Here is a 12065-nt window from a genome sequence, read left to right on the forward strand (position 1 = left end):
ATAAGTAATGCTTTACCGACCGATTTTCTAATCAACTTAATCTTATTTTAATTTTCGATCTTACTGTGTATTAATAGCAGAATGCAAGGAAGTAATTCATTAAAAAAAGCACAAGAAGAAATCATTTTCATGATTTCTTCTTGTACTTTTTTGCATTTCTAATAGAATTTTCTCTTATTTTGTTGAACCTTTTTGATCAATTCCATAAGGTAAAACAACTGTTTTTTCTTCAATTTCTTCTTTGTTCATTAGTTTTGTTAATAAGCGCATTGACACGGCACCGATATCATATAAAGGTTGTGTGATACTTGATAGACGTGGACGAGAGACTTCTGTAAGCAATGAGTTATTGCTTGTAATGATTTCAAATTCTTCTGGAACTTTCACACCAGCATCTAGCATCCCATCTAATAAACCAATCGCTAGCTCATCATCTGTAACAAAGGCAGCAGTTGCCCCACTATTACGGACACGCTCAGCCAAATTAATCCCTGCTTTAAATTTATATTCAGATTCAAAAACTAAGCCTTCATTATAAGACAAGCCATTTTCCGCTAAGGCTTCTTTGTAGCCTTTCATTCGGTTTTGACCATTAATTGGATCGATTAATGCACCACTAACAAAAGCAATTTTTTTGTTCCCATTTTTCGCTAGAGTCGCTGTTGCATCTTTCGTTGCTTCTGTGTAATCAATATTAACGCTACCAACTTGTTCGTCTGGATCAATTGAACCTGCTAAGACAACAGGTGTTTTTGAACGTGAAAATTCACCACGAATATCATCTGTAATGCGATGACCCATAAAGATAATCCCATCTACTTGCTTTGCAAGTAAATTGTTTAATACAGTAACTTCTTTTTGATCGTCTCCATCTGAATTAGCTAAAATGATATTATATTTATACATTGTAGCCACGTCGTCAATGCCACGTGCTAATGAAGCAAAAAATGCATTACTAACATCTGGAATAATGACACCCACTGTTGTCGTTTTTTTACTTGCTAAACCACGTGCGACTGCGTTAGGACGGTAATCTAAGCGATCAATCACTTCTAAGACTTTTTTACGCGTTGCTGGTTTTACATTGGGATTACCATTGACAACACGAGAAACAGTAGCCATAGATACATTTGCCTCTCTAGCAACATCATAAATTGTAATTGTTTGTTTTTCCATGTTTCTTCTCCTATAAATATGAATTTGTTCTCATTTTCTGAAAACACTGTTTACATTTCTTTCCTAGCCTAGAATATCAAAATTCTTCTATTTTTGCAACCGTTTTATCGTTTTTTCATGAAAATTTACTTTCCATTTCAAAAGGAACTTTTTGTCATTTCATGTTATGATAGTACTGTGATTCACTTCAGAATAAAAGAAAGAAGGATGTTTTATGAATCAAGAAAAAATTGCCGATTTAAAAAATTGGATGCACCAAGAAAAGATTGACTTCACTTATATTAGTGATCCTGGTCATATCGCTTACTTTTCCGGTTACGAAAGCGAACCTCATGAACGCGTGTTAGCTTTGTTTATCGCTGCGGACGACCAATCATTTTTATTTACACCTGCATTAGAAGTCGAAGATGCCGAAAATAGTAGTTGGACTTATCCCGTTTATGGTTATTTAGATAGCGAAAATCCTTGGGAAAAAATTGCGGCATTGTTAAATAAACGAACACAAGGCACGCCACGCTTTGCTTTAGAAAAACAAGCTCTTTCTTTAGCTCGTTTCGATCAATTGAAAACCTATTTCCCAGCTAGCGATTTTTCGCATGATGTTACGCCTTTAATTGAAAAACTTCAATTAATTAAAACAGAACCTGAAATTCAACGTTTACTAGAAGCTGGTAGTTGGGCGGATGTCGCTTTTGAGATTGGCTTCAAAGCAATTCAAGCAGGCGTTGCGGAACAAGAAATTGTTGCAGAAATCGAGTATCAATTAAAACGTCAAGGTATTCGCTCAATGAGTTTTGATACGTTAGTCTTAACAGGAAAAAACGGAGCTAGTCCTCACGGGGTACCTGGCGAAACAAAAATTGAGCCCCATGACTTAGTGCTATTTGATTTAGGTGTCGTTCATAATGGCTATTGTAGTGATGCCACACGAACAGTCAGCTACTTGGAACCTTCTGATTTCCAAAAAGAAATTTATGGAATTGTTTTAGAAGCACAATTAGCAGCAACTGAAGCGGTGAAACCTGGTGTTACAGCAGGCGAATTAGATGATATTGCTCGAGGTGTAATCACAAAAGCTGGTTATGGTGAATACTTTAACCATCGCTTAGGCCATGGCATTGGAACCACTGTCCATGAATACCCATCGCTGGTTCATGGCAATGATTTAGTCATTGAAGAAGGTATGTGTTTCTCTATTGAGCCCGGTATTTACATTCCTGGAAAAGTAGGCGTTCGTATTGAAGATTGTTTACACGTAACCAAAACAGGTTCCGAACCATTCACTAAGACAACTAAAGAATTGCAAATTATTCAATAGCATAAAAATAAAATGAGGCTATCAGTCAACCGGACTGATGGCCTCATTTCTAAATTTTAAGGCAAGCCGCTGAACAAAAGCAGCGCGATATGTTGCTAGCTTTCATGAACTAAACGCTTATTACCCTTTAAATTCTTTTTTTACGTCTTTCGCTGCATCTTTAACATCTTCTTTTGCTTCTGCAGCTTTTTCAGGAACATCTTTGGTGGCTTCTTTTGCTTCACCGACACCAGCAGAAACAGTTTCTTTGGCCGCTGCCGCAGAATCTTTAACGTCAATATAGATATCTTCTGCTGCATCTTCGGCGATTTCACCTAAATCTTCCGCGTGATCTTGAGCATCGTCAGCTGCTTTTTTAAATTGATCAGATAAATCACCTGTTTGTTTTTTAAAGTTATCAAGCATGTCGCCAGAAACACCTTGTGCCTTATCTAATGAATCTTTTGTTTTTTCTTTGACAGAACCTGCCAAATCAGAGGCTTGATCTGATAAAACGCCGGCTTTTTGTTTTGCGATTTCTGTTAATTCTGTTCCTTTTTGAACAGCATAATCTGTGTAATCTTGCGCTTTGTTTTTTAAATCATCTGTTTGATTTGATAAATCATCACGTAATTCTTTACCTGATTTTGGTGCAAGTAATAATGCGGCAACGGCTGCTGCTGTTCCACCAATTACTGCTCCTAAGAAAAATCCGCCTTTTTTAGCCATAAAAATCTCCTCCAATTAGTTATTTGTTTTTTTATTTTTTGAACGCATTGCTCTAAAAGCAGAACCGCCTACTTTACTCACTAAACCAGCTTTCGCTGTGCCTTTCCCTACGGTTCCTACCTTCGTAATCAAATGTTTACTTGAGGTGTTCAATTCAGAGACACTTTCGCTTAAATCAGCAACGGCCGTAAACAACGGATCAATCGTTGCTACTTTTTGATTCACATCTGTCAATAGTTCATTACTTTTAACAAGCAAGCCTTCCACTTGGCGACTCAATACATTCACATCGCTAGTCACGACTTTGATTGTTGTATTTGTTTCATCAATTGTATCTTCAATTTTTGAAACAACTTGAGAAACTTTATATAACACAAGTACTAAAAAGATGACTAAAACAACAAATGCTACCGCTGCAATTAAGGCAGCAATTTCCCCACCTGACATATCATTACTCCCCTCTGAAATTTTATTTATAATCTTAGGATAACACCAACTTATATTTTTCACAACTCATAAAGCTAAGAATGACAATTTATTTTATAAAATTCTCATACCCTTTTCTTTAAGAAAATAAGCGTAAAATTTCCTTCTAACGAATTGAAATTTTACGCTTATTTTTATTTATTTTTCTTTTGGTTGCTCTTTTTTCGCTAATTGAGCACCTAAATTAATAATGTATTCTCGTAAATTATCTTTTACTTCTGGATGAGTCAAACCATATTCAATGCTTGTTTTCATAAACCCAAATTTATCACCAACGTCGTAACGTTCTCCTTTAAACTCACGAGCAAAAACGCGTTGTGTTTTATTTAAAGTGTCAATCGCATCTGTTAACTGAATTTCGTTACCAGCGCCTGGTTTTTGATTTTCAAGTACATCAAAAATTTCAGGGGTTAATAAATAACGGCCGATAATCGCTAAATCACTTGGTGCTTCCTCAGGTTTTGGTTTTTCAACAAAGTTCTCGACATTGTATAGTCCTTTTTCGATTTCTTTTTCTGGATTGATAATACCATATTTTGAAGTATCTTCATGGGGTACTTTCATTACCGCAATTGTCGAAGCATGTGTTTGTTCGTAATCATCCATTAATTGTTTCGTTAATGGCACTTTATCTTCCATTAAATCGTCGCCTAACATCACGACAAAAGGTTCATTGCCAACAAATGCTTTCGCTTGTAAAACAGCGTGTCCTAAGCCTTTCGGATGGGATTGACGAATAAAATGTAAATTAACATCCGTTGTTTCTTCGACTAATTTCAATAAATCGGTTTTATTTTTTTCTTTTAAATTATTTTCTAATTCAACATTTGAATCGAAATGATCTTCAATCGGACGTTTGGCTTTACCTGTCACAATTAAAATATCTTCGATTCCTGAAGCTAGTGCTTCTTCTACAATAAATTGAATCGTTGGTTTATCAACAATCGGTAACATTTCTTTTGCCATCGCTTTAGTAGCCGGCAAGAAACGTGTTCCTAACCCAGCTGCTGGAATAACTGCCTTTTTAACTTTCATCTTTTTTCCTCCTAAAAATCAAGTGTAAATTCGTTTTCGGTTTTGCCATCGCGCAACATGATTTCTTTTGCTGCTTGTTGTACATCTTCGTCATTGTACAAGACATTGTAGATTGTTTCTGTGATTGGCATTTCGACTTCTAGTTGTTGTGCCAATTCATAGGCTGCTTTAGTTGTTGAAACACCTTCCACAATCATGCCCATGTTTTCTAAGACTTCATCTAACTTATGACCTTTTCCTAATAAATTACCCGCACGCCAATTTCGAGAATGGACACTTGTACAAGTAACAATTAAATCCCCAACACCACTTAAACCAATAAATGTTAATGGGTTTGCTCCCATCGCAACCCCTAAACGACTAATTTCTGCTAAACCACGAGTCATAATTGCCGCTTTGGCATTATCACCAAAGCCTAAGCCATGAATCGCTCCGGCGCCCAAAGCAATAATATTTTTTAAGGCCGCCCCTGTTTCTACACCAATCACATCATCATTCGTATAAATTCTAAAGTAATCATTCATAAACAACTCTTGCACATACACAGCGTCTGCTAAATTTTCGCTTGCTGCTGTAATGGTTGTAATGTCATGAACAGCGACTTCTTCTGCATGGCTTGGACCAGATAAAACCACAATCCCTTGCCGTTTTTCTGCTGGAATCTCTTCTGCTATCACTTCTGAAATCCGCTTATGTGTACCTTGCTCGAGCCCTTTACTTGCATGAATAATAATTGGTTTTGTTTTTAAATGTTGGGCCACTTCTTGTGCTACTGAACGAATGGCTTTAGTTGGTACCACAAACAGTACCGCATCAACATCTACTAAAGCAGTGGCTAAATCAGTGGTTGCCTGAATTGAAGTAGGTAAGATTAATTCTGGTAAATAATGTTTGTTGGTGTGTTTTGTATTTATTTCATCGATTTGCTCTGGTTTATTTCCCCAAATACAGACCTCGTGTCCATTTTCGGCTAATACTTGAGCTAAAGCTGTCCCCCAGGAGCCTGGACCTAAAACAGCGACTTTTTGTTTCATCGGTGAAACTCTCCTTTCGCTAAACAACGTTACTTCTCTAGTTTACCATATTCTTCGATCAAGTTGGATTAAGAAGTTGTTATTTTTTTCTTTTGTTTCTCCCGATTGTAAAATTTCAAATTGGGATTCCTTCTACGAACAATCACAATAACAATTGCTGCCACGAACATCACTAAAGACAACAATTGTGAGACACGAATGTTACTAAACGCATACAAACTGTCCATCCGTAAGCCTTCGATGAAGAAACGGCCGAAAGAATACCATATTATATAACCTAAAAAGACTTCGCCTTCTTTTAAAAAGTGTGGCTTTTTGCGTAATAACAATAAAACGATAAAGCCTAAAACATTCCAGACAGATTCATATAAAAATGTTGGCTGATGATACGTTCCGTTGATATTCATGTTATCAATGATAAACGTTGGTAAATGGAGATTTTCTAAAAATTGTCTGGTGGTCGCTGGCCCATAGGCTTCATGATTCATAAAGTTGCCCCAGCGACCAATTGCTTGCGCTAAAATCACACTTGGTGCGGCAATATCTAAAAAAGTCCATGTAGAAATGAAACGATGACGCGTAAAGAAAAACAGCGCCAGTCCCCCACCAATAAGACCACCATAAATCGCTAAGCCACCATTTCGAGTAAAGAAAATTTCAATCGGATTGTCTACGTAATCCTGCCATTGAAAAGCGACGTAATACAAGCGCGCGCCAACAATTGCTGCTGGTAATCCCCAGAGCATAAAGTCAAAGACATCATCTTCTTTTAAACCAACACGAACGGCTTCACGACTACTTAGCCAAACAGCTAAAGCAATCCCTGAAACAATAATAATTGCATACCAATAGACGGGAATACCGAAAAGGCGAAATGCAATTGAATTCACTTGAGCTAACATCATCACATCTTCTCCTTCTATTCTCCTGAATTTTCTTCAATTAAACGGGTTAAGCGCTCTTCAAACGTTTTTGTTGCATCATAGCCCATTGTTTTCGCGCGGAAGTTCATTGCTGCCACTTCAATAATAATGGCCACATTTCGGCCGGTCTTAACAGGAATACGAATCTGAGGGACATCAACGTTAGCTATTTCAACCATTGCATCATCACTACCGAGGCGATCATATTTCTTGTCTTTTTCCCATGCCTCTAAATAAACGACCAATTGAACTTGCATAAAGCCGCGGACCGCACTAGCTCCAAACAGGTTCATGACGTCAATAATCCCGATACCACGAATTTCAATTAAATGCTGCAAAATTTTTGGTGGCTCTCCCACCACGGTTAATTCATCTTGCTGATAAACATCGACACGATCGTCTGCGATTAGCCGATGGCCACGTTTAATAAGCTCTAAAGCTGTTTCACTTTTACCAATACCGCTATCTCCTTGAATCAAAACACCAAGTCCATAAACATCAACTAAAACCCCATGGACACTTGTCCGAACAGCTAAGCGACCATCTAAATAACTGGATAGTTCCCCTAATAAACGGGAAGTTGAAATCGGTGAACGTAACACAGAAACCCCATTTTCTTTTGCTGCTGTAATCAATTCTTCGGGGATTTCTAGTCCTCTGGATACTATAAAGGCTGGAGTATCTTTCGCACATAAACGGCGCATCACTAATAAACGCTCTTCAGGCATCATTCGTTCCGCAAAGGTAATTTCTTTGCTCCCAAATAATTGTAAACGATCATGGGAATAATAATTAAAATACCCAGTTAATTCTAAGCCTGGCCGGGAAATTTCACCAGTTTTAATTGTTCTATTTAAGCTTTCTTCATCTCCGTAGACTACTTCTAAAGAAAGATTTTCTACCAGTTGATAAATCTTTACCACTTCTGTCATATCGAATGTCAGTCCTTTCTGCTACTTGTTATATTTTATCATTTAAAAATACAAGTTTCTAGCTATTCACTAGATAATTCCTAGAATTATCATATTTCAAAAAAATGAAACTATTTTTCAGTGAAATTATCTATGCTATTTCTGTTACTTGACTATTTCAGAAAACTTTGTATACTTGAAGCCGATCCTTTTAAGAAAAGAGGAAACTTATGAAAGAATATTTAAAGGAAAAATCCCATCAATTACCGTTAACGCCTGGTGTTTATTTAATGAAAGACGCAACCGACACAATTATTTATGTGGGCAAAGCCAAAAAATTGAAAAATCGCGTGTCGAGCTATTTTATTAATAGTCATCAACATTCTCGAAAGACGATGCGCTTAGTCAAACAAATTATAGACTTCGATGTTCTCCATACTGACACAGAATTGGATGCGCTCCTCCTAGAATGTCAACTGATTCAACAGTACCGGCCGCGCTATAATCGCCAAATGAATGCTTATGAACAATATTCTTATGTATCAGTAGCCGTTAATGAGCGGCAATTAGAGATTAAACTCTTAAATATGCCCACTAAAGAGAACTGTTTTGGTCCTTATTCGATTCGTCGAAAATTAAACCGTTTAAAAATAATTTTGGATAGTATCTACGATCTCGTCCCAACCAACTATTGGCATCAAACCTTTCAAAAAGAGAGTGCCATTCCGACCGAACTATTTCAACAAGAATTGTTCGACTTTTTCCATAATCAAGGACGAGAACCAATCAAACGAATTGCTCAACAAATGCAAGAAGCTGCTGAAAAACAAGCCTTCGAAAAAGCAGCAAAACTCAAAGAAGATTGGCTCTTTTTGACGCGCTTTGCAAACCAAAATCAACGAATTAGTCAAGCTAACCAAAGAGATTGGCAACTGATGTGGTTACCTTGTCAGAAAAAAATCAAATACTATTTAATTTACCAAGGCTTGGTGGTAGCAACACGTGTTGTAACTAAACAAACGTTTCAAAAATATTCACCGCTTGAACTAGCAAAAAAAATTATGCCCAAAAAACCACCGAAAACAATCGAACATTATTCGAAGCAACAAGTTGATTTTTTAAACATTTTATATGGCTATATCAGCTGCCATCCAGAATGTCACCTAGAAAATTTAACCATCGAAAAAGCCTGAAGAACGCATTTTATGCTACGTTCTTCAGGCTTTTTTATTCATATTTAGATAAATTGTGATCCGTAACGATCGTATTGACAATTGACATAATTACAGCCATTAGCACCGCTGCCCAAAAACTTGAGAAGCCAAAGTTCATTTCCCCCACAAAAAACGAGGTCATTTGTAAAATCGCTGCATTGACAACAAAGCTAAATAGACCAAACGTTAATAAAGTAAATGGGAGCGACAAGATTGTTAAGACTGGTTTCACCAACATATTTAGGATTGAGAGAACAAAGGCGGCAATAATTGCAGGCATTATGCCTCTCACATGAATCATGCCAGGAAAAACAACTGATAAAGAAATGAATGTCAGTGTATTAACAACCAATCGCTGAAAATATGTCATTAAAAGTCACTCCATTCGTCATCATCAATTTTTTCCGCTTCTTTACGTTGCTTTTTATTGGCAGCATAAGGATTTTCATTGCGAACATTTCTATTATAAGGATTTTGATGGCCGTAGCCGCGATCACTTCCTGTTCTTCCAGAAGGGATCAAGACTGCTAAGGCAATGTATAAGAGAATGCCTGGAAATCCTGCTGAGAAAAAGCTGAGCAAGACATAAACGACACGAATAATTGTTGGGTCAATTCCTAGCCAATCAGCAATCCCAGCTAAGCTTCCTGTTAAAACCACGTTATTCGGAGATTTTGTTAGTTTTCTTTTCATATGTTTTCACCTCGTCTACTAAATTTTACACTAGAAAGGCTGATTCGTCAGCCCATCTAGCTTAAAATTATTAATTATTTATCCGTATCTTTTAGGAAAATACTTCCCGTTGTTGTAGAAGCATTAATTTGAGCCATTGATTCTTCCAGTACACGTCTAAAATGTAATTGTTGATTGCCGCGATCTTTCTTTTCACGAACAACTTCAATATCTGTTAAACGGCTGTTAATACTACCTAAATTAGTTTTCACTTGCCCTTCAACGCCTAAGTCATTTGGCAAGGCCAACTTGATATTCCCATTTGCAGAGCTTGCTTCAACACGGCGAAGCGTTTTTTCTTTAGCTGTAATGCGGATATCTCCATTAATCAGAGAAACACTTAGACTTTCTGGTGCCGCGGAAATAGACACATCACCATTGACTGTTTCAATAATGTTATCTAAAATTGTTCCTTCTAGGACTTTAATTTCACCATTCACGCCTTCAATTTCTAACATAGTTGCATCAATTTTTTTAAACGTAATCGTCCCATTCGTTGATTTTGTGTAAACATCTTTCGCTGTTAACTCTTCTACTAAGACATTTCCGTTTAATAATTTAACAGATACATGATCGTAAGTGCGTTTTGGTAAATAGAACGTTAAATCTGCTTTCACCCGTTTGTTTGGCACTTGGAAAGAAATTGTTTCGTCATCCACATCAATGTCACTTCGTTCTAAGAAAGCTTCCATTGGTGAATCTCCTGCCATTTTACCATATAATTTGATTTTTGCTTCGACTTTCACATCTTCTTGATCCCAAGTTTTGAAAACCACGGTACCATTTGCTACCTTGACATCAATTAAACTTGCTTGTGGATTTGGATAATTAAACTCATGTTCAAACTTAGTTGTTGCCACACCAGGAACTTTCATTTTAATGTCTTTCCATTCCACATTATCATTCATGGTATCACTGAAAGAATTAAATGTTTTTTTCAAGAATTCTCCCACTTGGCCGCCAACTTCGGCAACTTTGCCGCCGACTTGGTTAAAGGTGTCTGTGGCTTGATCTTTCCACTCTTCAGAGAATTGAGAAGAAACTTTTTCTTTTGTATCATTCCATTGACCCTTCCATTGTTCTTTGCGAATGTTTTTTAGTTCTTCTTCCAATGCTGTTTTTTCAGTACTTTGAGTCGCTAATTTTTCTTCTAATTGTGCAAGTAAAACGTGCAAGTCTTTTCGTTGGACTTGTTCATCTTCTGTTAATGCATCTAATTCTTCTTTTGTATCTAATGTTCCAATTTCTTCTGCGACTTCTTTAATTTCTTCTTTGATGCCGGCAATTTCTGCGTTGACTTCGTCCAATTCAGCCGAAGCGCGATTGGCTTTTGTTGCTAACTCATCAAGAATTCTTTCTAAGTTTTCACGATCTTTTTCTGCACTGTCCTGTGTATTTTCTTCAAACGAATCAACAGTAGGTCCTTCTGATTCGCCTTTTTCTAATGCATCCATTAAATCTGCGACTTGATCTTCTTTATTTGTTGTTCCAATATTTTGTGTATCGACTTTTTCAGCAGCTTTTTCGATTTGTTTTTCATCTTTTTCAGTTGCCATATTTTCTAATAAAATTAACGCTTCTTCTGACGTTAGAATACCTTTTTTCACTAATTCTAATACGCGTTCTCTTTCTTTCATGGATATTGCCTCCTTAGCAAATTTTTCACTCAATAGTGTTTTCCTTACATGCATTATTATGCCTTGTTTTTGATCATTTGTCATAGGACTTAAGAACGATTTCTTCTCATTAGTAAGGACTAGTTTTATAAAATCAGTTCATTTTACGTTAAAAAAACTAGGAATTGGTCTAAAAAAGGCCGTCTCCTAGTTTTTTTTATTTGTTTATCTTAAAATTGTTCGTCACGATTACTATTCAATTCGGTAATTTTACCAGTTGCCAAGTAAACAATCCACTCACAAATATTTGTGACATAGTCGCCAATTCTTTCCAAGTATTGTGCCACATGTAGATAATCAGTTCCGCTAATAACCGTTTCTGGATTAGCTTTCATTGCTTCTACGGCATGTTTGTAAATACTATCGAAATATTCATTAGTACGATCATCCATTTGTGCAATCATTCGTGCATCTTTTTGATCCGTTTTAACATAGGCGATTAAAACATTATCCACCATTTTTTTCACATAATCAGACATATCTGAAATTTCTTTTTCAATTTCAGGAATACGTGTTTCTCCTTTTAAGCGAATCGTTGATTTAGCAATTGAAACGGCATGGTCCGCCATTCTTTCTAAATCCGAACTAGCTTTCATAACAGTGATAATCATACGTAAGTCTGTTGTCACTGGTTGTTGTAACGCAATCATTTCAAAACTCTTTTTCTCAAGTTTGACTTCCATATCATTGATTTCAATATCGCGATCAATCACTTCTTGAGCTAATTTTTTATCATGATTAATATATGCCTTCACGGATTTATGGACGGCACTACTAACCATCATACCCATTTCATAAAATTGATTGTGCAGATTCAATAGTTCTTCTTCAAATTGTGTCCGTAACATTCTT

13 protein-coding genes are annotated in these 12065 nt (G+C 36.5%); 2 read left to right on the forward strand and 11 right to left on the reverse strand.

Annotation, left to right across the window (positions count from 1 at the left end; translation table 11 throughout):
• Window positions 1-174: 174 nt before the first annotated feature.
• Entirely contained in the window at window positions 175-1176 is a 1002-nt protein-coding gene (ccpA, locus tag IGM13_RS07765; RefSeq protein ID WP_002357319.1) for a catabolite control protein A, read from the reverse strand.
• A gap of 214 nt (window positions 1177-1390) precedes the next feature.
• Here ccpA and IGM13_RS07770 point away from each other — a divergent pair, with 214 nt between their 5' ends.
• Window positions 1391-2494 carry an aminopeptidase P family protein gene (locus IGM13_RS07770; protein ID WP_002408910.1) on the forward strand — a complete coding sequence of 368 codons (1104 nt, stop codon included), beginning with the start codon at window positions 1391-1393 and terminating at the stop codon, window positions 2492-2494.
• Window positions 2495-2614: 120 nt separating this feature from the next.
• Here IGM13_RS07770 and IGM13_RS07775 read toward each other — a convergent pair whose 3' ends face one another.
• From IGM13_RS07775 to hprK, 6 genes are all read right to left on the reverse strand, one after another.
• A complete protein-coding gene (locus IGM13_RS07775; protein WP_010715256.1) occupies window positions 2615-3202 on the reverse strand; it encodes a YtxH domain-containing protein in 588 nt (195 codons plus the stop codon).
• A gap of 15 nt (window positions 3203-3217) precedes the next feature.
• Window positions 3218-3649 carry a DUF948 domain-containing protein gene (locus IGM13_RS07780; protein ID WP_002357316.1) on the reverse strand — a complete coding sequence of 144 codons (432 nt, stop codon included), beginning with the start codon at window positions 3647-3649 and terminating at the stop codon, window positions 3218-3220.
• Between the two features lie 177 nt (window positions 3650-3826).
• Window positions 3827-4723 carry a UTP--glucose-1-phosphate uridylyltransferase GalU gene (galU, locus tag IGM13_RS07785; protein ID WP_002357314.1) on the reverse strand — a complete coding sequence of 299 codons (897 nt, stop codon included), beginning with the start codon at window positions 4721-4723 and terminating at the stop codon, window positions 3827-3829.
• Window positions 4724-4734: 11 nt separating this feature from the next.
• Window positions 4735-5757 (reverse strand): NAD(P)H-dependent glycerol-3-phosphate dehydrogenase, encoded by a 1023-nt coding sequence (locus IGM13_RS07790; RefSeq protein ID WP_002357312.1) that lies wholly within the window; start codon window positions 5755-5757, stop codon window positions 4735-4737.
• Between the two features lie 68 nt (window positions 5758-5825).
• Complete coding sequence (gene lgt, locus IGM13_RS07795; protein WP_002408908.1) at window positions 5826-6659, reverse strand: prolipoprotein diacylglyceryl transferase; 834 nt, start codon at window positions 6657-6659, stop codon at window positions 5826-5828.
• A gap of 17 nt (window positions 6660-6676) precedes the next feature.
• The gene (hprK, locus tag IGM13_RS07800) at window positions 6677-7612 is read right to left on the reverse strand and encodes an HPr(Ser) kinase/phosphatase (protein ID WP_002357309.1); all 936 of its coding nucleotides are present in this window, start codon (window positions 7610-7612) and stop codon (window positions 6677-6679) included.
• Between the two features lie 209 nt (window positions 7613-7821).
• On the opposite strand from hprK, the gene IGM13_RS07805 reads away from it, so the two are divergent.
• On the forward strand, window positions 7822-8784 hold the full coding sequence (locus IGM13_RS07805; protein WP_002420130.1) for a GIY-YIG nuclease family protein: 963 nt from the start codon (window positions 7822-7824) through the stop codon (window positions 8782-8784).
• A gap of 34 nt (window positions 8785-8818) precedes the next feature.
• On the opposite strand, the gene IGM13_RS07810 is transcribed toward IGM13_RS07805, so the two are convergent.
• The 4 genes from IGM13_RS07810 to phoU form a co-directional block, all read right to left on the reverse strand.
• Window positions 8819-9175, reverse strand: coding sequence for a phage holin family protein (locus IGM13_RS07810; RefSeq protein ID WP_002357307.1), 357 nt, complete (start codon window positions 9173-9175; stop codon window positions 8819-8821).
• Window positions 9175-9498 (reverse strand): PspC domain-containing protein, encoded by a 324-nt coding sequence (locus IGM13_RS07815; protein WP_002357306.1) that lies wholly within the window; start codon window positions 9496-9498, stop codon window positions 9175-9177. The genes IGM13_RS07810 and IGM13_RS07815 overlap by 1 nt, the downstream gene beginning before the upstream one ends.
• A 74-nt stretch (window positions 9499-9572) precedes the next feature.
• On the reverse strand, window positions 9573-11174 hold the full coding sequence (gene liaX, locus IGM13_RS07820) for a daptomycin-sensing surface protein LiaX (RefSeq protein ID WP_002360155.1): 1602 nt from the start codon (window positions 11172-11174) through the stop codon (window positions 9573-9575).
• A 209-nt stretch (window positions 11175-11383) separates the two neighbouring features.
• The gene (phoU, locus tag IGM13_RS07825; RefSeq protein WP_002357304.1) at window positions 11384-12061 is read right to left on the reverse strand and encodes a phosphate signaling complex protein PhoU; all 678 of its coding nucleotides are present in this window, start codon (window positions 12059-12061) and stop codon (window positions 11384-11386) included.
• Window positions 12062-12065 lie beyond the last annotated feature (4 nt).

This window comes from Enterococcus sp. DIV0561 (assembly GCF_050539875.1).
Lineage (GTDB): Bacteria > Bacillota > Bacilli > Lactobacillales > Enterococcaceae > Enterococcus > Enterococcus faecalis.

What these genes read in the sequence shown, in the direction of transcription:
- ccpA (WP_002357319.1), bottom strand. Translation starts at nt 1,176, where the DNA reads ATGGAAAAACAAACAATTACAATTTATGATGTTGCTAGAGAGGCAAAT.
- IGM13_RS07770 (WP_002408910.1), top strand. Translation starts at nt 1,391, where the DNA reads ATGAATCAAGAAAAAATTGCCGATTTAAAAAATTGGATGCACCAAGAA.
- IGM13_RS07775 (WP_010715256.1), bottom strand. Translation starts at nt 3,202, where the DNA reads ATGGCTAAAAAAGGCGGATTTTTCTTAGGAGCAGTAATTGGTGGAACA.
- IGM13_RS07780 (WP_002357316.1), bottom strand. Translation starts at nt 3,649, where the DNA reads ATGTCAGGTGGGGAAATTGCTGCCTTAATTGCAGCGGTAGCATTTGTT.
- galU (WP_002357314.1), bottom strand. Translation starts at nt 4,723, where the DNA reads ATGAAAGTTAAAAAGGCAGTTATTCCAGCAGCTGGGTTAGGAACACGT.
- IGM13_RS07790 (WP_002357312.1), bottom strand. Translation starts at nt 5,757, where the DNA reads ATGAAACAAAAAGTCGCTGTTTTAGGTCCAGGCTCCTGGGGGACAGCT.
- lgt (WP_002408908.1), bottom strand. Translation starts at nt 6,659, where the DNA reads ATGTTAGCTCAAGTGAATTCAATTGCATTTCGCCTTTTCGGTATTCCC.
- hprK (WP_002357309.1), bottom strand. Translation starts at nt 7,612, where the DNA reads ATGACAGAAGTGGTAAAGATTTATCAACTGGTAGAAAATCTTTCTTTA.
- IGM13_RS07805 (WP_002420130.1), top strand. Translation starts at nt 7,822, where the DNA reads ATGAAAGAATATTTAAAGGAAAAATCCCATCAATTACCGTTAACGCCT.
- IGM13_RS07810 (WP_002357307.1), bottom strand. Translation starts at nt 9,175, where the DNA reads ATGACATATTTTCAGCGATTGGTTGTTAATACACTGACATTCATTTCT.
- IGM13_RS07815 (WP_002357306.1), bottom strand. Translation starts at nt 9,498, where the DNA reads ATGAAAAGAAAACTAACAAAATCTCCGAATAACGTGGTTTTAACAGGA.
- liaX (WP_002360155.1), bottom strand. Translation starts at nt 11,174, where the DNA reads ATGAAAGAAAGAGAACGCGTATTAGAATTAGTGAAAAAAGGTATTCTA.
- phoU (WP_002357304.1), bottom strand. Translation starts at nt 12,061, where the DNA reads ATGTTACGGACACAATTTGAAGAAGAACTATTGAATCTGCACAATCAA.